This window comes from Methylobacterium sp. CB376 (genome assembly GCF_029714205.1).
Taxonomy (GTDB): Bacteria; Pseudomonadota; Alphaproteobacteria; order Rhizobiales; family Beijerinckiaceae; genus Methylobacterium.
Genome location: NZ_CP121648.1, coordinates 7357966 through 7378122, shown reverse-complemented (window position 1 = coordinate 7378122; position 20157 = coordinate 7357966). Strand labels below are relative to the sequence as shown.

General features: G+C 72.4%; 20 protein-coding genes. 5 read left to right on the top strand and 15 right to left on the bottom strand.

Annotation, left to right across the window (positions count from 1 at the left end; genetic code table 11):
* Positions 1-149: 149 nt before the first annotated feature.
* The 6 genes from QA634_RS33965 to QA634_RS33940 form a co-directional block, all read right to left on the bottom strand.
* A complete protein-coding gene (locus QA634_RS33965; protein WP_012336350.1) occupies positions 150-602 on the bottom strand; it encodes a hypothetical protein in 453 nt (150 codons plus the stop codon).
* 3 nt (positions 603-605) lie between these two features.
* Positions 606-821 (bottom strand): helix-turn-helix transcriptional regulator, encoded by a 216-nt coding sequence (locus tag QA634_RS33960; protein WP_012336349.1) that lies wholly within the window; start codon positions 819-821, stop codon positions 606-608.
* A 106-nt stretch (positions 822-927) separates the two neighbouring features.
* Entirely contained in the window at positions 928-1491 is a 564-nt protein-coding gene (locus QA634_RS33955; RefSeq protein WP_150108781.1) for a hypothetical protein, read from the bottom strand.
* Entirely contained in the window at positions 1488-2741 is a 1254-nt protein-coding gene (locus tag QA634_RS33950) for a tyrosine-type recombinase/integrase (protein ID WP_043701891.1), read from the bottom strand. The genes QA634_RS33955 and QA634_RS33950 overlap by 4 nt, the downstream gene beginning before the upstream one ends.
* A gap of 294 nt (positions 2742-3035) precedes the next feature.
* On the bottom strand, positions 3036-3956 hold the full coding sequence (locus tag QA634_RS33945; protein WP_150108779.1) for an ABC transporter substrate-binding protein: 921 nt from the start codon (positions 3954-3956) through the stop codon (positions 3036-3038).
* 517 nt (positions 3957-4473) lie between these two features.
* Positions 4474-4773, bottom strand: a complete 300-nt coding sequence (locus tag QA634_RS33940) for a hypothetical protein (protein WP_012336346.1) — start codon at positions 4771-4773, stop codon at positions 4474-4476.
* A gap of 240 nt (positions 4774-5013) precedes the next feature.
* Here QA634_RS33940 and QA634_RS33935 point away from each other — a divergent pair, with 240 nt between their 5' ends.
* The 5 genes from QA634_RS33935 to QA634_RS33915 all read left to right on the top strand — a co-directional run bounded on the left by QA634_RS33935 (position 5014) and on the right by QA634_RS33915 (position 8735).
* Entirely contained in the window at positions 5014-5235 is a 222-nt protein-coding gene (locus QA634_RS33935; RefSeq protein WP_012336345.1) for a hypothetical protein, read from the top strand.
* 201 nt (positions 5236-5436) lie between these two features.
* Positions 5437-5952: a hypothetical protein gene (locus QA634_RS33930; protein ID WP_012336344.1), complete on the top strand. Its 516-nt coding sequence runs from the start codon at positions 5437-5439 to the stop codon at positions 5950-5952.
* A 79-nt stretch (positions 5953-6031) separates the two neighbouring features.
* Entirely contained in the window at positions 6032-6349 is a 318-nt protein-coding gene (locus tag QA634_RS33925; protein WP_012336343.1) for a hypothetical protein, read from the top strand.
* Positions 6350-6476: 127 nt separating this feature from the next.
* Complete coding sequence (gene lexA / locus QA634_RS33920) at positions 6477-7196, top strand: transcriptional repressor LexA (RefSeq protein WP_012336342.1); 720 nt, start codon at positions 6477-6479, stop codon at positions 7194-7196.
* Between the two features lie 462 nt (positions 7197-7658).
* On the top strand, positions 7659-8735 hold the full coding sequence (locus QA634_RS33915) for an HD-GYP domain-containing protein (protein WP_012336341.1): 1077 nt from the start codon (positions 7659-7661) through the stop codon (positions 8733-8735).
* Between the two features lie 33 nt (positions 8736-8768).
* Here QA634_RS33915 and ccoS read toward each other — a convergent pair whose 3' ends face one another.
* From ccoS to QA634_RS33870, 9 genes are all read right to left on the bottom strand, one after another.
* A complete protein-coding gene (gene ccoS / locus QA634_RS33910) occupies positions 8769-8906 on the bottom strand; it encodes a cbb3-type cytochrome oxidase assembly protein CcoS (RefSeq protein ID WP_012336340.1) in 138 nt (45 codons plus the stop codon).
* Positions 8903-11179 carry a heavy metal translocating P-type ATPase gene (locus QA634_RS33905; RefSeq protein WP_012336339.1) on the bottom strand — a complete coding sequence of 759 codons (2277 nt, stop codon included), beginning with the start codon at positions 11177-11179 and terminating at the stop codon, positions 8903-8905. Before QA634_RS33905 ends, ccoS begins: the two co-directional genes overlap by 4 nt.
* Before the next feature lie 14 nt (positions 11180-11193).
* A complete protein-coding gene (locus QA634_RS33900; RefSeq protein ID WP_265576483.1) occupies positions 11194-11682 on the bottom strand; it encodes a FixH family protein in 489 nt (162 codons plus the stop codon).
* A 14-nt stretch (positions 11683-11696) separates the two neighbouring features.
* Positions 11697-13187 carry a cytochrome c oxidase accessory protein CcoG gene (ccoG, locus tag QA634_RS33895; RefSeq protein WP_012336337.1) on the bottom strand — a complete coding sequence of 497 codons (1491 nt, stop codon included), beginning with the start codon at positions 13185-13187 and terminating at the stop codon, positions 11697-11699.
* A gap of 299 nt (positions 13188-13486) precedes the next feature.
* Entirely contained in the window at positions 13487-13669 is a 183-nt protein-coding gene (locus QA634_RS33890; RefSeq protein WP_018263161.1) for a hypothetical protein, read from the bottom strand.
* Positions 13670-13783: 114 nt separating this feature from the next.
* Positions 13784-14503 (bottom strand): 6-phosphogluconolactonase, encoded by a 720-nt coding sequence (pgl, locus tag QA634_RS33885; RefSeq protein ID WP_012336335.1) that lies wholly within the window; start codon positions 14501-14503, stop codon positions 13784-13786.
* A gap of 1 nt (position 14504) precedes the next feature.
* Positions 14505-16028: a glucose-6-phosphate dehydrogenase gene (gene zwf, locus QA634_RS33880; protein WP_012336334.1), complete on the bottom strand. Its 1524-nt coding sequence runs from the start codon at positions 16026-16028 to the stop codon at positions 14505-14507.
* Positions 16029-16155: 127 nt separating this feature from the next.
* Positions 16156-17130 carry a phosphogluconate dehydrogenase (NAD(+)-dependent, decarboxylating) gene (gene gnd, locus QA634_RS33875; RefSeq protein ID WP_012336333.1) on the bottom strand — a complete coding sequence of 325 codons (975 nt, stop codon included), beginning with the start codon at positions 17128-17130 and terminating at the stop codon, positions 16156-16158.
* Positions 17131-17183: 53 nt separating this feature from the next.
* A complete protein-coding gene (locus QA634_RS33870; RefSeq protein WP_012336332.1) occupies positions 17184-20006 on the bottom strand; it encodes a bifunctional transaldolase/phosoglucose isomerase in 2823 nt (940 codons plus the stop codon).
* Positions 20007-20157 lie beyond the last annotated feature (151 nt).

Below are 20157 nucleotides of genomic sequence, written 5' to 3'. Positions count from 1 at the left end.
GTGAACAATCGGAGTACCTTGTGCCGAATTCTTGATGACGTTGACCGGGTCAGCATCAATTCGTTCATTAATTGTAGAGTGAAAAGAAATTCAAGACAGGCGAATGCGCTGCGTGCGCCAGTCAGGAAGGCTTATTCAAATGAAATTTATTACGTCGGGGTTCTGAACGCTAAAATCACTGTTCGTACTGATTTGATGACTTCGGGCGGTGAATATTTGTGGAAGCTGCGCGGGCCGCGGCATCCGGAGGAACGGGCGAAGTCGTCGGCGAGGATTGGCACGGACGGGTGGCTCGGCGGCACTCCAAAGGGCGTGCGGTCGTTCAGCTGCGCGAGCATCTGGACACCGAACACCGGGACCGCCAAGAGCGCAGCGGCTGCGTCGCCCAACCCGGCCTGACGTAGCTCAGCGACCTCGGTCGCCTCGACCATCGTCGGCACCAACCGCACCGCCGGTCGCGTCGACGTGCCGGCGAGCACCCGGTCGAGTGCTAGCCGGAGGGATTGCCGGGACGCTTCAGTCGGCACACATGTCGCGATACAGGCCGCCACAGCTGCAATCGAGAGATCCGCCGTCGCACCGCGATGCGCGGGCTTCCTCATCGCTCAAGCTGCCTCCTGCTTGCGGGCCTGCCAGACCTCGAACGCTTGAAGCTCGGCAACACGCCAGTACCGGCGGCCGTTGATCCGGATTGGCTTGGGAAAGCTGAGACGCTTGTTGGTCAACCACCGGTAGATCGTCATGTCGGAGACGCCGTAGCGGGCGCGCACCTGCGCAGCCGGCAGCAGGTCGTCGCTGGACTTTGGAACAGAAAGGGGCATCGCGTGGACCCTTGTTAGAGCACGCTAATGCTGAAGCATCCGATCAAATGTCGCTAATTGTCGATGGTCGCTATTTGTCGGAGTTTCATTCACCGACAAATTCCGACTAAACAAACGCTCTCGCTCTTCGACAGGTGTCGCGCGACGCTCTGAAATTCGCCTCCATCTCCGTTTCTTTCATTTTGAGGAGGCTGTTAGAGTCAATCTTACGCATTTCCTCCATAACTCTTGCCATAACGACTGGCTTTGGACCTCGGGGCAGTGGATTTCGCTTGGCGGCGCGTGCTAATGAGGATGATCTTGTGGTGGCGCTGTTCCAGATCCGCGTCACGTCAGATTTTCGTACATGCACACCGTGAAAATAGTCAATAATCCCGTAACTAGTGTCGAAAGAAAAAAATCCGGGAATTGAACCCCTAATCATGCTCAATAAGCCCAATTGAGCATCTTCTATCTTCAAGAAACGCCAATAATCTGGGTTCGATAAGATGTATGGTGGCTCCTGACCGTGCAACGGCTGAGGGTTGTTCTTTTCGCCTACAGCATCGTAGAAAGATTTTAGATCAGCGTTTTTCAGCGCCTCCACGAGCTGTTTCATCGGATCCGAAGCGCCAGTCACCAGTTTGATATAGTCAGCAGCTTCCTGAAGCGACCATCTATTTGCGATCATGGCTGCTCCCTTGTGTGGTCATTTGCGAGGCTGGTCACATGCTTACCCCACGTTTCAAGCGCCGCCCGTTTCTCGTTGAGGTAGGCGTACCGGTTGTAGACCGCGGCCACGCCGCTGATCGTGCCGGAGCGGTGGTTCAGCACCGCCTCGACCACGTGCGGATCGGTGCCGAGCCGGGCCATGCCGGAGGCCGCGGTGCGGCGCAGATCGTGGAGCGTCCAGCGCGGGATCGTGACGGCCTTCGGATCTTCTCCGCGCCGTGCCGCCTCGGACTGCGCAACCGTCAGCATGGCGGCTTCTAAGCGCCGCTTGCCGGCTGACAGATCAGAGGCCGGGGTCGAGCCGTTCCGGGTGAAGACGTAGCCCGGCCTGCCGGCGATGCGCGGCACTGCCGCCAGGATCTCGATGGCCGCGGGCGGCAGCGGCACGACGTGCTCCAGCGAGTTCTTCGTGCGTGCACCCGGGATGGTCCAGACCGTGCCGTCCAGCTCGGACCACACCATCTCGCCGGTCTCGTTCCGGCGCGTGCCGGTAAGCAGCAGGAGCTGCACCATGGGCCCGAACGGGAAGCCGATGCGCTCCGCACACAGCCATGCCCACCGCACCTCGGCGTCGCTTAGCACCCTGTCGCGGCTCGGGTTGGGGAGCGGCGGCTTGAGGCCGAGGAAGGGCGTCGAGGTTATCAGGTCGCGGCCGAGCGCGAAGTTGAACAGCGCGCGGGTGGTGGCGAACACGCGGTTCGCCCCCGTCGTCATGCCGCGATCGGTGAGACCGTCCACGAGCGCGATGACGTCAGCTCGGCCGATGTCGCCGATCCGGCGATGGCCCCAATGCGGCAGCACGTGATTGCGCAGCAGCCCCTCGGCCTGCTCGGCGTAGCCCGGCTTGCCCTTCACCTTCAGGTGCCGCTCGACGTAGGTGGCGACGACGCGAGAGACCTGATCCTTGGCCTCAATCGCGGCCGCTTCTGCGGCCTTCTTCTCGCGGTAGGGGTCCAGTCCCCGCGCCGCCATCTGCAGCGCCTGGCGTGCCCGCTCGCGGGCGGCAGAGAGGTCGAAGAGAGGGTAGGGGCCGATCGTGAACTTCCGGGGCTGCCGGTTGATCCGGTACCGGATCGCCCACGACTTCTTCCCGCTCGGCTGCACGATCAGGTAGAGCCCGGGGAGGGTCGCGTCCGGGATCTCAAGCCGCCGCTCCGGGTTCGGCTTGTAGCGTTCCACGCTCTGCACGGTGAGCACTTTCGTTGCCACGAGATGCGCTCCACGGGTAACCACGGGGGATGCCAGAACGGCCGTTAAGGCGTGTTCGACCGTGTTTCCCTTGGTGACGCTCCCCGACAAGAAAGCCAAGCCCGATGAGCCGTTTGCGTCCATATGATCCAGCAAACTGTTAGGCTCTGTTAGGCACCTGCCCAGTTCTTAAAATCTTGCGGCCGCAAGGCCGTGCGGGTTCGAGTCCCGCCGTCCGCACCAGCCTCGGGCCGCATCCTCGCCCGGCACCGCCGGCCCGCTCCGCCAGCCTGCCGGCGGCGTCCCGCCCGACGCTCACTCGACCAGTTCGCTCGCCCGGGCGAGCGCGGAGGGAGGCACCTCAAGGCCGAGGTAATCGGCCGTCCTCAGATTGAAGACGTAATCGAACTTGATCGGTTGCTCGATCGGCAGGTCTCGCGGATGAGAGCCGCGCAGGATCTTCGCGACGTAGGAGGCCGAGCGCCGGAACATGTCGTAGAAGTCAGGACCGTACCCGACCAAGCCACCGGCTTTCACGTACGGCCCCTCTCCGATCGACGCCAACCTGTGCTTCAGGCAGAGGTTCGCCAACGTCCGCACGTTGTCCGTGAGCAAGGCGTCGTGGATCAGCGACACCGCACCGACGCGGCTGCTCGCGATCGTGGCGAAGGCCGCCTCGAATTCCTGCGGGGACTGGATTGCGACGGGCCTGAGTTCCACGCCGAGGGAGCGGGCGGTGGATCCGAGCGCCCGCAGATCGGGCTGGGCGACGGGGTTGGCGACGTTGAACACGGTCGCGAGGCTGGTCAGCCCGGGGATGCACTCCTTGAGGATCTCCAGGCGTTTCGCGGAGATCTGAGGCGCGAAGAAGCTCAAGCCGGTGATGGTGCCGCCGGGATGCGCGAGGCTGTCCACCAAACCGGTCATCGCGATGTCGCTGGTCGTCGCCACCACGATCGGCACGTCGCGCGAGGCCTGCTTGAGCGCGGCCGTCGCGGGGTAGCCGTGCGTGACGATGACGTTGGGCCGGCTATCGACCAATTCGCGCGCAAGCGCGGCGAGCCGCGCGTAATCGCCGAGCGCCCACCGAAAATCGAGAAGGACGTCCCTGCCGTCCTCGTACCCCAATTCCCGCAATCCGAGCTTCAGGGACTCGACCTGCCGCGCGTAGCCATTCGGCGTGGCCGCGCCCAGGAAGCCGATTCGCGGCAGCACCGGCTGGGATCGCGCCAGCATGGGGCGGCTCACAGAGGCGGCGCCCAAAGTCGCCAGAAACTGACGCCGTTTCATCTTCGCACCGCCCGGGTCTGGGGCTCCACTCCGCACTTGGTCCGTACAGTCGGTCCGCACCAGCAAGACTGCCGATACCGGGTTGGTTCCTCGCTCCGCGAGCCAAGTGCCGGTTGGTCCCACGGCCAAGCGCTGCTCTGCTTCGGGTTCGGCCGGATCGGCGCGGGCGAACCGCCGCGAGGCCGAACGCGCGGGCCAAGCGCGCCGGCGCGCAGCCGGGCCGGACCGGCGTCAGCAGCCGCGGGGAGGAGACCTGCCTCGCGCCTCGGGGAACGCGGCCGCTCCGGTCGCGAGCGGGCACCGGACCCCGTCCGCCGTCGGGAGCGGAGGGTCCGCACCGCCCCGCGCGCGGCCACGGTAGAGGACGGGCGCCAGGACCGGGAGGACGCAGCCTCCATGGACGCCGCGCAGGGCCCAGGCGAGACCCCGCATCGGAGGGGCCGCGCCGGCCGCGACGCCGCAATCAGGCCGCCGGCAGGGGAATCCCCGGCACGGCCCGGGGCGCACCGGCCTCGGGCGGCGGCACCAGGACGGGCGCGCGCGGCGCCGCGTCCGGCGCGTTGTAGGGGCGATTGTAGCAGAGCCGGACGGCGATCCAGAACGCCTCCCGCTCCTCGGCGCTGAGGTGACTCAGGCAGCCGGCGAGGAGGGCTTCGCCGGCGCTCGCCCAGGCCGCGCGCTGCTTGGCCGTCAGGCTCTCGATCGGCGCCCGAGCGCCCGCGAGCCCCTGGTCGGAGAGGTCATGATCATGAAGCGCCTGCACCGCACCGCCCCGTGCTGTTGGAGGTCGCCCACTCAACGCACGAAGCCTGACGGCGATCCCGCAATGCGGCAAGTTGGCCGCCACCCGCACCGCGTCCCCGGGACGAGGAGCCCGGGTTCGGCACCGCGGCCCGCGCGCCCGGTGCCGCGAGGCCCGCCCCGTGCGCCTCGGCTTTCTGGCTGAACCGTTCGCGAGGCGCGGCGTTGCCATGCTCGTCGGGGATGACGCACGAGGCAGGGAATGCGGCGCGGACACGGAACGGGACTCAGGATCGCGGCGATCTGGGTCGCGATGATGACGGCGACCGCGCTGGTGAGGGCGGCCGTCGCGGGCCCGGCCGGGATCAGTCTGGAGCAGCTGACCCGCTCAGCCCCGATCCAGGCTCCCGTCACGGCCAAGAAGCGGTCGCGCACCGCCGATCACCGCAAGGACGAGGCGGCCGCGGCGCGACGCACGGAGTGAGGGCCGGCCGCGCCTCGCCCGGATCGGGCGGCGGCGAGCCCGGTGCCGCGCCTGCGCCCCTCGCAAGTGATCCGGGCACCGGTGCGGGCCGTCGCGGCGTCCCCGTCCGGCGCTCTCCCTGTGCGCCCCGGCGCAGGGCCGGACCGCGTTGACCCGCCCGTCGATCTGTGGAACCAGCCCGCCGGGACCGAGGGGAAGAGGATGTCTGAGAGCGACACCCTGGCGCAGGCGCTCGCCGACGTGAGCCAGCGGCGGGCCGCGCTGGAAGCCGAGTACGAGCGCATCGGCAGCGAGCTGGCGAAGCTCCGCCTCGCCGAGAACGCGCTGCGGGCGATCGTCGACGACACCGACCTGCCGCTCGCCGGACTGGCGGGGACCGCCGGCCTGCCGCTCGCGGGAGCCGGCCGGCCGGCCGAGGCGGCGAGGACGGTCGGGCGCGGCAGCCGCGGGCCGCGGGCGAACTCGGCCAAGGGGCGCCTCAAGGCGCTGCTGGAGGGCGCCGGACCGCAGGGCCTGACCAGCGCGCAGATCGCCCGCCAGCTGCCGGACGTCGCGCCTGGGACCCTCAACACCTATCTCAGCGTCATGGTCGCGGGCGGCGAGGCCGTCCGTGCCGGGGAATTCTACCGGGGCGTTCGCCCCGCGGAGGCCGCCCTGTCCGACGAGCCCGACGAGGCGGCGCCCGACGGGGAGGCCGGCGCCGACCTCGCCGGATGACGCCTGCCGCCGTCGCGTGACCGGACGCAGCGGCACGTGCTAGGCTCCCCCGCGGGAGCCGCACGGGCGGGACGTCGCGATGGATGTCGACGCGCTTCTCCGCGAGATCAGCCGCCGGATCGTCGAGATCGAGCTGCGGTCGACGGCCCTCGCCGCGCGGGTGGCGGAGCTCGCCAGCCTCGGTCTCGAGGCCGGCGAGGTGGAGCAGCGGCTCTGGGCCGCCATCGACGCCCTGACGGTGCTGCGCTGCGAGCAGTGGACCCTTCAGGGGCTGAGAGGCCCGGCAGGCGCGGACCGCGCGGACGAGATCCTCGCCAGGGCCGCCGCGTACGACGAGGACGCCGAGGCCCGCCTCCGGGCGCGGACCCAGGTGACGCGGGACGGCGCCGGATCCTGAGCCCGCCCGACTCCGGCCCGACGCAAGTCGACCTGCGCCGCAACGGCTTGCGGAACACTTGAAGAACGCTTAACCTGTTCGCGATTTGTACCATGTCGCGCGTCGGCGCAGGCGATGAGAGTGACCCATGCTCACCCGTAAGCAGTTGGACCTGCTCCGCTTCATCCAGCAGCGGATGCGCGAGACCGGCGTCCCGCCCTCCTTCGACGAGATGAAGGACGCCCTCGACCTCAAGTCCAAGTCCGGCATCCACCGTCTCATCACGGCCCTGGAGGAGCGCGGCTTCCTCCGCCGGCTGCCGAACCGGGCCCGCGCGATCGAGGTCATCCGCATCCCCGAGGCGGTGGCGAGCGGCCCCGCGGAGGTGGTGCGCTTCACGCCGAGCGTCGTCGAGGGGGGGCGCTCCTCGGCCCCGGTCAAGCCCGCCCCGCTGCCGACCGCCCTGGTCTCCGACGAATCCGGGCACGCGGTCAGCATCCCGGTCATGGGCCGGATCGCCGCCGGCACGCCGATCTCGGCCATCCAGAGCCAGAGCCGCAGCGTCGCGATGTCGCCGGACTTCCTCGCCGGCGGCGAGCACTACGCCCTGGAGGTGCGCGGCGACTCGATGATCGAGGCCGGCATCCTGGACGGGGACTTGGTGGTGATCCGCCGCCAGGACACCGCCAATACGGGCGACATCGTGGTAGCGCTGATCGACGACGAGGAGGCGACCCTCAAGCGCCTGCGCCGCCGCGGCTCGTCGATCGCCCTCGAAGCCGCCAACCCGGCCTACGAGACCCGGGTCCTTGGGCCCGACCGGGTCCGCATCCAGGGCCGCCTCGTCAGCCTCATCCGCAAGTACTGAGGCAATTACCTCCTGAGGCAAGTACTGAGCCGTCCCCGGCTCCGGTTCGACCCGTAACCCTCGCGCGGACGGCCATCATCCGCCGCGCGCGAGCCCCTCTCGGCCCCGCAGATCGGGACGACGCCTGGTTGATCCCGGTCGAGGGGAAGCGCCGACGACGCGTGGTCCGGCGCGAACACCTTCCTTCCCGCAGCTGACGCATGGTGACGCCGGGCCGCGTCGCGATCAGGCAGGCGCGCGCAGCGTAGAGCAGGGTGATGGCCGGCCTCGCGCCCGCGGCGACAGTTTGCGTGTGGTGGGAGATGCGCTCCTGTGGCATGTCTCCACCTTGCGGAACTGCTGGTTGCGCGGCGGATCTGCGCTGGCGTAGGGGAAGCTTAACCGAGCCATCCGATACCTCGAAGCCGGTCCGAGGGACGGAGGAGCCGCTCCTGCGTCGGAGAGGCCAGTGCGGGGCACGACATGCCGGATGGCTCCATCCTGTTGATCGCGGACGGTTCCGCGCCGGCTCTCGGGCTCGCGCACGAACTCGCCCGCCTGATGCCCTGCATCGCCATGCGGCCGGAGGATCCGCCGCCGCCCGGTCCGCACGCCGCCGTGGTGCTCGATCTGGGTCCGGCCGAGGTCGCGCTCGGCACCGGCCTGCGGCGCTCGATCAGCGGCCTGCGCGCCCGGGGTGTCCCCTGCCTCGGCCTCGCCCGCGACGCGCCGGCCGCCGCGCTCGCGCGGGCGCGCGGGGCGGCAACGGTCCTCAACGCGCATGCACCCTCGCACGTGATCGCGCGCGAGATCGCGGACGCGATCGCCGGCGAGGCCGCCGCGCGGGCGCGGGAGCCGCTCTGGCAGACCCGCATCCGCGCCGCCGAGGCGAGCACGCTCGTCACCCAGGCGTTTCACGCCGCCACCGCGGGCGGGGCGATCAGCCGCGAGGACATCGACCTCGGCACCGAGATCGTGCTCGACGCGATGAGCGAGGCCGGGATCCGGGCGTGGCTCGACGTGATCCAGGCCCACGCGATCAGCGTCTACCAGCACTCGCTGGGGGTGGCCGGCTACGCGGCGGCCCTGGCGGGGCGGCTCGGCTTCCGGCACCAGGACCAGATGCGCCTCGTGCGGGCCGCCCTGCTGCACGACGTCGGCAAGGCGCGCATCCCCCACGCCATCCTGGACAAGCCGAGCAGCCTCACGGAGGAGGAGATGGCGGTGATGCGCACCCATCCGGTGATCGGGGCGCAGCTCCTGGCCCGCCAGCCGGGCTTCGACGCGGAGACCCTCGACGTGGTGCGCCACCACCACGAGATGCTGGACGGGTCGGGCTACCCGGACGGCCTGTCGGGCCGCGCGATCGGCGACCTCGTGCGCCTCGTGACGATCTGCGACATCTTCTCGGCGCTGACCGAGCGGCGGCCCTACCGTGCCCCGATGGCGGCCGAGGAGGCCTGGGCGGTGATGGAGCGGATGGGGCCGAAGCTCGACGCGGCGCTCCTCGCCGCCTTCCGCCCGGTGGCGCAGGCGGGCGCCGTCGCCCGCGCGGCCTGAGGCGGGGCGCCGGCCCGGCTCCCGCGGGGAGCCTCAATCGTCCGCCAGCACGCGGTACTCGGCGCCGTCGATGTCCTCGTACTGGCCCGAGCGCAGCGCCCACAGGAAGGCGCAGAGGCCCATCCCGCCGAGGAAGAGGGCGATCGGGATCATCAGGATGAGCACGTTCATGGCTGAGCAATCTCCGGCCGGCGGGGCGTCCGGCGCGCCCGCAGGGCGTTGAGCGTGACGATGACGGACGAGCCGGACATGGCGAGGGCGGCGATGAGCGGCGTGAGCAGGCCCGCGGCGGCGAGCGGGATCGCCGCGACGTTGTAGGCGGCCGAGACCCACAGGTTCTCCAGCATGAGCCGCCGCGCCGCCCGGCCGATCCGCAGCACCGCCAGGACCGGCGCGAGGTCGCGGCCGAGGAAGAGCGCGTCGGCCGCCGCCTGGCTGACATGCGCCGCGGTGACCGGGGAGAGCGAGGCGTGGGCGGCCGCGAGGGCGGGCGCGTCGTTGAGCCCGTCGCCGACCATCAGCACCCGGCGGCCCTGCGCGCCGAGGGCCTCGATGCGGCGGATCTTGTCCTGCGGCGCGAGCCCGCCCTCCCACTCGGCGACGCCGAGGGCGCCGGCCGCGGCGGCCACCGCCTCCGGCCGGTCGCCAGAGAGGATCAGCACCCGGTACCCCTCCGCCCGCAGGCTGCCGAGCACCCGCTCCGCGTCGGGGCGCAGGGCTTGGCGCACCCGGAACACGACCGGCGGAGCGTCGCCGTCCTTGAGGCAGATCGCCGAAGAGCCGGGATCCTGCGCGAGGGCCCGCTCCGCCTCGGCCTCCGCCTCGCAGAAGCGCGGCGCGCCGAGCCGCACGAGGCGCCCCTCGACCACGGCCCGCACGCCGAGCCCGGCGGCCTCCTCGGCATCGGGCAGCGCCCGGGCCTCCGGCACCGCCGTCGCCAGGGCGGCCGCCATCGGGTGCCGGCTCGACAGGGCGAGCCGCGCGGCGAGGGCCAGGGCCTCGGACTCGTAGCGCCCGGCCAGGACCGGCTCCGGCAGGGTCAGGGTGCCGGTCTTGTCGAAGGCGACCGTGTCGATCGCCGCGAAGCGCTCCAGCGCCTCGCCGCTGTTGAGGAGGACGCCCTCGCGGAACAGCGCCCCGGCGGCGACGACCTGCACGGCCGGGATGGCGAGGCCGAGGGCGCAGGGGCAGGTGACGATCAGCACCGCCACGGCGGTGAGGAGGGCCGCGTGGAACCCGGCCCCCGCGGCCAGCCAGCCCGCGAGGGTGAGGAGCGCGGCCGCGTGGACCACCGGCATGTAGAGGCGCGTCGCCCGGTCGGCGAGGACCAGGGCGCGGGACTTCGCCTCCAGCGCCCGGCGCATCAGCGCCTCGACCTGGTCGAGCAGGGTGCCCCGCGTCGCGGCCGTGACCCGCACGGTGAGCGCCCCGCTGGCGTTGAGGGAGCCGGCATGGACCATGTCCCCCGGCCCGGCCGTCACCGGAGCGGTCTCGCCCGTGACGAGGCTGCGGTCGAGTTCCGACCGGCCCTGCGCCACGACGCCGTCGACGGGCACCCGCTCGCCGGGCCGCACCAGCACCGTGTCGCCGGGGGAGAGATCGGCCACCGGCACGTCGCGCACCGCCCCATCCGCCCCGACCCGGGCGGCCGTCTCGGCGCGCAACGCCGCGAGGTTCTCGGCGAGCGCCAGGGTGCGGCGGCGCATCACCTGATCGAGCACCCGCCCGATCAGGAGGAAGAACAGCAGCATGATGGCGCCGTCGAAATAGGCGTGCGGCGCGCTCATCGCCGTCTCGACCACCGACATCGCGAGGGTCAGCACGACCCCGAGGGTGATCGGGAAGTCCATCGTGATGCGGCCGGCGCGCAGGCCGCGCAGCGCGCCCTCGTAGAAGGGCCGCCCCGCATAGGCCGCCGCCGGCAGCGCCACCAGCGCCTGGATCCAGTGGAAGAGGTCGCGGTTCTCGGGCGTCATGTCGGAGACGTTGCCGGCCCAGACCGAGACCGCCAGCAGCATCACGTTCATGGACGCGAAACCCGCCACCGCGAGGGCGCGGATCAGCCGCTCGGTCTCGCGCGCCGCCACCGCGTCGCCGCGCCGGTGCGGGTCGAACGGGTGGCCGCGATAGCCCAGGCGGGTGAGCGCGGCGAGCACCTCCCCGATCTCGGCCGGCGCGCCGGGCGCCCAGGTCACCGAGAGGCGCCGGTCGGTGACGTTCAGGCGCGCGGCCCGGACGCCCGGGAGCAGGCCGATCCCGCCCTCGATCGTGCCGAGGCAGGCCGCGCAGCGCACGCCCTCGACCGCGAAGACGGCGCGGCTTGCCCCGTCCGGCTCCTCGGCCAGGAAGGCCGCGTAGTCCCGCGGCAGCGAGGACCGGGTGTTCGCCGCGCTCCAGGCGGCGTGCGCCTCCACGTAGGCGAGCGCCGCATCGGTGCAGCACATGCGGTGTCTCCCACTCAGTCGAGGACGAGGCGGCTGCGGCGGCGGAAGACCCGGCCGGTCGCGTCGGCGGCGTCGACCACGAGGTCCCACTGGCCGGGCGGCACCGCCTCGGCCCGCCCCGCATAGGTGCCGGGCCGCGCCTCGGAGAGGGGGAGCACGACGTCCTGGCGCTTGTCGGTCGGGCGCTCGAGCCGCGCCTCGACCCGCAGCCCCGGGAGCGGCGCCTCGGCGCGGTCGCTCAGGCGGGCCGTGACGGCGACCCCCGCCCCGGCGCGCGCGACCTCGGCGGCGAAGTGCCAGCCGCGCTCGGCCTGGGCGCGGGCGAGGCGGATCTCCGCGTTGTAGACCTGCCCGGCATGGTAGGGCGACTTCTCGTCGAGGCCCGACCAGGTGCGCAGGGCCGACGTGACCAGGAACGCGTTCGCGGCGGCGACCGTCCCGAAGAAGAGGAGGCCGATCATCAGGACGCGGCGGCCGGTGAGGGGCGCGCCGGGGGGGGACATCGTGCTCGCCATGGTCAGGGGGCCTTGAAGTGATCCTGCGCGGTGGCGGTCTCGCCCGAGTCGAGATCGGTGACGCGCAGGGTGAGGGGGGTGGACTTGTCGCGGCCGGCGCCGGCCGGCGCGAAGGCGAGGGCCCGGAATTCCTGCGTGGCGTCCGGGCCGACCGCGAGGCGGCCGTCCGGCGCGCCCAGCACCTCGACCCGCAGGTCCGGCACGCCCTCGACGGCGAGGGCGAAGCGGCGGACCTCCGGACGCTTGTTGACGATGCGCAGGGTCAGGCCGTTGCGGATGGTGCCGTCCGCCAGGGTGACGAAGAGCGGGTTGCGGTCGTGCAGGACGCTGAGGCTGGTGAAGCTGCGCGTGGCGAGCCCGACCAGCATGGTGCCCCCGACCGCCGCGACGAGCAGGCCGTACAGCACCGTGCGCGGCCGCACGAGGCGGGTCACCGGGGCCTCGCCGCGCCGCCGCCGCTCGCAATTCGCCTCCGTGTCGTAGGCGATGAGGCCGCGCGGCCGGCCGAGCTTGGTCATCACCGCGTCGCAGGCATCCGCGCAGAGGCCGCACTGGATGCAGGGCATCTGCAGCCCGTCGCGGATGTCGACCCCGGTCGGGCACACGACGACGCATTGGCGGCAATCGACGCAGTCCCCCGCGGGCTCGCCGGCGCGGCGCAGGGCCTGGGCCCGCTTGGCGGCGGTGCGGGGCTCGCCGCGGTCGTACCGGTAGGTGATGGCGAGGGAATCGTCGTCGGTGAGCGCGCCCTGGATGCGCGGCCAGGGGCACATGTAGGTGCAGACCTGCTCGCGCATGTGGCCGGCGAGGGTGTAGGTGGTGAAGGTCAGGGTCAGGATCGCCGCGTAGGCGGCGGGCGGGGCCTGGAAGGTGGCGAGCTGGTGCACCAGGGTCGGCGCGTCCGCGAAGTAGAGGACCCAGGCGCCGCCGGTCCACCACGCGATGCCGATCCAGATCGCGTGCTTGAGGATCCGGGCGCTCAGCTTCTCGAGCGACCAGGGCGCGGCGTCGAGGCGCATGCGGGCGCGCCGGTCGCCCTCGATCAGGCGCTCGATGCCGAGGAAGAGGTCGGTCCAGACCGTCTGCGGGCAGAGATAGCCGCACCAGACCCGGCCCGCCACCGCGTTCATGAAGAACAGCGTGAAGGCCGCCAGGATCAGCAGCCCCATCACGTAGGTGACCTCCTGCGGCCACAGCTCGATCGAGAAGAAGTAGAGGCGGCCGCGGTCGAGGTCGATCAGCACCGCCTGGGACGGCTCGTGCGGGCCGCGGTCCCAGCGCAGGAAGGGCACGAGGTAGTAGATCGCCAGCGTGACGGCGAGCACGCACCAGCGGATGGTGCGGAAGGTGCCACGCACGCCCTGCGGGTGGATCTTCCGGCGCGCCGCGTAGAGCTGGCCCGTCTCCTCGGGCACGACGCCCGGGACGACGCGCTCGCGCCCGACGAGGAGGGTGGTGGTCCCCGCCCTGGGGGCGGTGTCGAGAGCGTCCATCCGGCGAGATCCTGCCCGCCGGGAGGGCGGGCGCTGCCGGTCTCCGTCGCGCGGGCGGGGGCCGCGCGCCTTGATCTGGCGCAAACCGGACGCGTGCGGGGCGGCGGTTGCGGAGCGTGGCGGAGGGCGCGGTCGGGTTGATCGCGCGGGTCACCGCGCGTGACGCGGGACGGGCGGCGCTGGCCGCCGGGCGCGCCGAGCCCGGCGCACGCCCGCTCTCCGCTCCGGTTCCGCCACGAGCCTCCACGGCCCATCGGGCGCCCGGCGGATGACCCGCCGGCCTGCCGAGGCAGGTCCGCTCAGCCGTGCCCCAGCATCGCCAGGACCGCGTGGATCAGGGTCGCGCCGCCGATCGGCGCGATCAGCAGGAGCAGGGCGTTCACGACGACCAGCCACAGGAGCAGCTGCTCCTGGCGCCGGGTCAGCCGAGGCCGGCGGGGGGGCGGCTCCCAGAACGGCTTCCATCCTCCCTCGGCGTACATCGGCGTCTCCACCTCGTCGCGGTTCCGGCGATCCTGGGCGCTTTCCGACAGCGTGGAAACCGGGCGCGTCGCGGCAAATGAACCGCGGCCGCGCGGGAGGCGGCGGGGATCGCGTCAGCCGGCCGCGGCCGCGTCGAGCAGCCAGACGAGGTCGCCCGCGGACCGGACGCGGCCGGCCGGCAGGTCCTCCCCCGCGGCGAGGCGCGCCAGCGGCGCGCGCTTGCCCTCGCCGGTGACGAGGACGAGCACCAGCCGCGCCGAGGCCAGGGCCGGGAAGGTCAGGCTCACCCGCGGCACGAAGGGCGCGAGCCCGGCCTCCGGGACGGCGACGACCCAGGCTTCCGCCGCGAGTTCCGGCTTGCCCGGGAACAGCGAGGCCGTGTGCCCGTCCTCGCCGAGGCCGAGCAGCACGAGGTCGAACAGGGGCCGGGCCGGGTCGAGGACCGCGCCCCCGTAGGCGGCCCGCAGCCGGTCCGCGTAGGCCTCCGCCGCGGCCTCCGGGCTCGGCCCGGTCGGGATCGGGTGGAGGTGGCCCGGCGGCAGCGGCGAATCGGGACCGAAGGCCTCCTCGACCATGCGCCGGTTGCTGCCGGCCTCCGGCGCGGGGCCGACGCGCTCGTCCCCGAAGAACCAGTGGATCCGCCCCCAGGGCAGCCGCGTGCGGAAGTCCGGGCCGGCGAGCAGCCCGTAGAGGCGCCTGGGCGTCGAACCGCCCGCCAGCGCGACCCGGCAGGTCCCGGGTGCCGCGGCGAGCGCCACCAGCCGCTCGGCCGCCGCCCGGGCGACCGCCTCCGCGTCGGGCAGCACCTCGGTTCCGGGAGGCAGGATCGCCATGTCAGTGCGTTCCCAGCGGGCGCCACGCCCGCCCGTCGCGCGCCAGGAGGTCGTCCGCCTCGGCCGGGCCGGCGCTCCCGGCGGGGTAGGGGGCGGGCTCGCGCGCGGGCGCATCGAGGATCGGCTGCACGATGCGCCAGCCCGCCTCGATCATGTCGGCCCGCTGGAACAGGGTCGAATCGCCCGTCATCGCGTCGTAGATCAGCGTCTCGTAGCCGGTGCTCGCCTCGACCTGGAAGAAGTCCCGGTAGCAGAAGCGCATCTCCACGGTGTCGAGCCGCACGCTCGGCCCCGGCACCTTGGCGCCGAATTGCAGCGAGATGCCCTCGTCGGGCTGCAATTGCAGCATCAGCCAGTTCTCGACTGCCGCGTCGACGCCGGTCCCGCGGAACAGGGCGAGGGGCGCCTGCTTGAAGCGGATCGCGATCTCGGTGTCGCGCCGCGCCATCGCCTTGCCGGTGCGCAGGTAGAACGGCACCCCGGCCCAGCGCCAATTGTCGATCCCGAGCTTGAGCGCCACGAACGTCTCGGTGCGGCTGTCCGCGGCGACGTCGGGCTCGCGCCGGTAATCGGGCACGCGGCGATCCTGCACCCGGCCCGCCGCATACTGCCCGCGCACCGCCGCCTCGACGGCGGCCGAGGGGGTGGCGAGCAGCACCTCCTCCTTCTTGTCGCGCACCGCCTCGGGCGCGAAGGAGATCGGCGGCTCCATGGCGACCAGGGTGTAGAGCTGGAACAGGTGGTTCGGCACCATGTCCCGGAGCGCGCCCGTCGCCTCGTAGAAGCGCCCGCGGCCCTCGACGCCCACGGTCTCCGCCACGGTGATCTGCACGTGGTCGATGTGGTCGCGGTTCCAGAGCGGCTCGAACAGCCCGTTCCCGAACCGGAAGGTCATGATGTTCTGGACCGTCTCCTTGCCGAGGAAATGGTCGATGCGGAAGATCTGCTCCTCCGCGAGCACCTCGCGGATCTCGCGGTTGAGGGCCTGGGCCGAGGCGAGGTCGTGGCCGAAGGGCTTCTCGATGATCACCCGCCGCCACGCGCCCTCCGGCGCCCGGGTGAGCCCCGCCTGCCCGAGCCGCGTCACCGTCGGTCCGAACAGGCTCGCCGCCACCGCGAGGTAGAACAGGGCGCTGCCGCCCTCCGGCGCCCCCGCCACCTCGGCGAGGCGGGCCTTCAGGCGCGCGAAGGTCCCGGCCTCGGCGAGGTCGCCCGACAGGTAGGTGATCCGCCGCGCGAGGCGGTTCCAGACCGCCTCGTCGAAGGAGCCGCCGCCCGCCTCGCCGCCCTTGGCGGTCACGAAGCCCCGCACCTTCCCGGTGAGGTCGTCGCGATAGGCCTCCGAGGACATCTCGCTGCGGCTCACCCCGACGATCGCGAAGCGCTCCGGCAGGAGGTTCCAGCGCGCGAGGTGGTAGAGGGCCGGCATCAGGAGCCGGTGCGTCAGGTCGCCGGTCGCCCCGAAGATCACCAGGGTGCAGGCGGGGGCGGGCGGGGCGCTCGTGCGGCCGATCCGTTCGGTCATGGGGGCTCCGGGGGTCGTGCCACGAGAGCAGGATCCGATCACGCCGCCGCCGGGTCCTGCTCTCGGTCCTTGCTGCGGACGCGTGTTCCGCGACGAAGAAGGGGCGGCCGCTTCGTCGGACAACGCGCTACCGGGGTTCCTGGTGGCCGCCGAAGCCCTTGCGCATGGCCGAGAGCAGCTTGTCGGCGAAGGAGGCGGTCTCCCGCGAGCGGAAGCGGGCGTAGAGGGCGGCCGCCAGCACGTTCGCCGGCACCGCCTCCTCGATCGCGGCGTTGAGGGTCCAGCGCCCCTCGCCCGAATCGACCACGAAGCCCGAGAACGCGTCGAGGTGCTCGTCCCGCGCCAGCGCCGCCGCCGTCAGGTCGAGGAGCCAGGACGACACCACGCTGCCCCGCCGCCACACCTCCGCGATGTCGCCGAGGTCGAGGTCGAAGCGCTGCGCCTCCGGCAATTCCTCCGAATTGGCGTGGCGCAGGATGTCGAAGCCCTCCGCGTAGGCCTGCATCAGGCCGTACTCGATCCCGTTATGGATCATCTTGACGAAGTGGCCCGCCCCGCTCGGGCCGGCATGGATGTAGCCCTGCTCGGCGCGGGGATCGCGGCCCTCGCGGCCCGGGGTGCGCGGCACCTCGCCGAGGCCCGGCGCCAGGGCGGCGAAGATCGGGTCGAGCCGGTCGACCGCCTCCTTGGCGCCGCCGATCATCATGCAGTAGCCCCGCTCCAGCCCCCAGACGCCGCCCGAGGTGCCGACGTCGACGTAGTGCAGCCCCTTCTCGCGCAGCCGCGCCGCCCGCCGGATGTCGTCCTTGTAGAAGGAATTGCCGCCGTCGATGACGACGTCGTCCGGCTCCATCAGCTCGGCGAGGCGCGCGACCGTCTCCTCGGTCGGGGCACCGGCCGGCAGCATCACCCAGGCCGCCCGCGGCCGGCCGAGCTTGGCGACGAACTCCTCCAGGGTCGCGGCACCGGCCGCGCCCGCCTCGACCAGGGCCGCCACGGCCTCGGGCGAGCGGTCGTAGACGACCGCGCCGTGGCCGGCCCGGATGAGCCGCCGCACGATGTTGCCGCCCATCCGCCCCAGACCGACCATCCCGAGCTGCATCGCGCCCCTCCGCGTCCCGTGCGGGGCCGAGGCGGCCGCGCACCCGCCACCAGTTAGGTCAGGGCCCGGCGGATTCGATCGAGCCCCGCCGTGAGGTCCCCCTTGACGTGGACGCGCAGCGCCCGCCGCCCGCGCTCCGACAGGACCCCGAAATCGCCCCGCGCCTGCGCCGCAAGGACCGTGCCGAAGCCGACCGCGCGGCCGGGGATCGGCAGGTCCGGCCCCTCGGCGGTGATCTGCAGGAAGACGCCGCTGTCGGGCCCGCCCTTGTAGGCCTGGCCCGTCGAGTGCAGGAAGCGCGGCCCGAACTCGACGCAGGTCGCCACCCGCTTTCCGTCGCGCAGGGCGAGGCGCGCCGCCTGCAGGGGGGCGAGGTTCTCCGCGTTGCGCGCCACGTAGGCGAGGAGCGCGACGTAGTCGCCCGCGCCCGCCCGCCCGATCAGCGCGCGGATCAGGCCTTCCGGGTCCGCGGCCCCGGCCTCGCGCAGCGCCTGCGCATTGGCCGCGTCCGTGTAGAGGGCGAGGCCCGCATCCTGCGCCAGCGGCGTCTCCGGGGGCAGCGCGCCGTCCCGCTCGGCCGCCTCCGTCAGCTCCCGCGTCTTGATCTTGCTCGCCTCGACGTCGGGCTGGTCGAACGGGTTGATGCCGAGGACCGCCCCGGCGACCGCCGTGGCGATCTCGAACCGGAAGAACTCCTGCGGCAAGCCCTCGCGGGAGGCGAGCGCGATCCGCGCCACCGGGTGGCCGGCGGCTTCGAGCGCCGCCACGCCCGCATCCTGGGCCGCGTCGGCGCCGTCGTCGAGGCGCAGGTAGACGAAGAACCGGTCGCCGCCATAGACCTCGGGCGCCCCGAGGGGCTCGTTGTCGATCGGGATCAGGCCCTTGCCCTCCTTGCCGGTCGACTCGGCGATGAGCTGCTCGGCCCAGGCCCCGAAGGTCGCGATGCCGGGCGAGGCCACGAGCGTGACCTTGTCGCGGCCCGCCTCCCGCGCGGCGATCCCGAGGGCGAGGCCGAGCTGGACCCCGGGATTGACCGCCGGGGGCACGTCCCGGCCGCAGGCCCGCACCATGCGGCGCGCGCCCTCCAGGAAGGCCGCCGCGTCGATGCCGCTCGCCGCCGCCGGCACCAGCCCGAAGGCCGAGAGGACCGAGTAGCGGCCGCCGATCTCCGGCACGCCGTGGAAGATCCGCCGGAAACCGTCGGCGGTGGCGGCCTTCTCCATGGCCGAGCCCGGATCGGTCACGGCGACGAAGTGGCGCCCGGCCGCTTCGCCCACGACCTCGCGCATGCGGGCGAGGAAGTAGTCCCGGAAGACGTTCGGCTCGAGCGTCGAGCCGGATTTCGACGCCACGATGAACAGGGTGCGGGGCAGGTCGACCGCCGCCTCGACGGCCTTCACCTCCGCCGGGTCGGTCGAGTCGAGGATGCGCAGGCGCGGGAAGCCGGGCCGCCGGCCGTAGGTCTCGGCCAGCACCTCGGGCCCGAGGCTGGAGCCGCCCATGCCGAGCACCACCGCGTCCGTGAACCCCTCGGAGCGGATCTCCTCGGCGAAGGCGGCGTAGTCGCCGGCCCGGGCGGTCTGGTCCGCGACGATGTCGAGCCAGCCGAGCCAGCGCGCCTCGTCGGCCCCGGTCCAGACCGAGGCGTCGCGCTGCCACAGGCGGCGCACCAGCCCCTCGGCGCGCCAGCGCTCGGCTTCCCTGTCGACGCCCTCTCGCAGGGCGCCGAGCGACAGGGCCTGGCGGTCGAGGCGGTCGCCCAGGATCTGCGCCCGCTTGGCCGCCACCGCGCCGAGGAGCTTGTCGGCGGCGTCGACGAAGAGCTGCACGCCCTCGCGGACGAGGTCCCGGGCCACCGCGTCGAGGCCGATGCCGGCGCGCGCGAGGTCGGCGAGCACCCGCTCGGCCCCGCCGACATCCTCCTCCAGGCTCGCCCGCACCCGGCCGTGATCGCGGAACGCGTCCATCGTGGCGGGCGGGATGGTGTTGACCGTGTCCGGCCCGATCAGTTCCTCGACGTAGAGCACGTCCGAGTAGGCCTTGTTCTTGGTGCCGGTGGAGGCCCAGAGCAGGCGCTGGGGATGCGCGCCCTTGGCCGCCAGCGCCGCCCAGCGCGGCCCGGCGAAGAGCCGCCGGAAGCGCTGGAAGGCGAGCTTGGCGTTGGCGATCGCGACCTTGCCCTTCAGCCCCTCCAGGGCGGCCCTCTCGTCGCCGCCCGCCCGCGCGATCCGCGCGTCGAGCTTCGCGTCGACCGCCGAGTCGATGCGGCTGACGAAGAAGCTCGCGACGCTCGCCACCCGGCCGACCGGCCCACCCCTGGCGGCGAGCTCCTCCAGGCCCGCGATGTAGGCCGTCGCCACCTCCTCGTAGACCTCCTGCGAGAACAGGAGGGTGACGTTGACGTTGATGCCCTCGGCGGTGAGGGCCCGGATCGCCGGCAGCCCCTCGGGGGTCGCCGGCACCTTGATCATCAGGTTGTCGCGGCCGACGGCGGCCCAGAGGCGGCGCGCCTCCTCGAGGGTCTCGGCGGTGTTCATCGCCAGGTAGGGCGAGACTTCGAGGCTCACGAAGCCGTCCTGCCCGCCGGAGGCGTCGTAGACCGGCCGCAGCACGTCCGCCGCCGCCCGGATGTCGGCGATGGCGAGCCCCTCGTAGAGCTCGATCACCGCCCCGTCGCCGGCCTCGCGCAGGGCCGCGTCGTAGGCGTCCGAGTGGCCGATCGCCTTCTCGAAGATCGCCGGGTTGGAGGTGACGCCGCGCAGACCGTCCTCGGCGACGAGGCGCTGCAGGTCGCCCCCGGCGACGAAGCCGCGCGCCACGAAGTCGAGCCACACGGCCTGACCCTGCTCCGCATGCAGCGCCTTCAGCGGATTCATGCCGGTCTCCCTGATTCCGTCACGCCGGAATGTGGCGAGCGGGGAGCCGCTGTCCAGGGGGAAATCGCCCCCTCGCGCCGAGGATGGCCGTTCCGGGCGGCGCGGAAACGCGCGGTTTACCATTCGGCCCGATCCTCAGGGGATGGAGAGG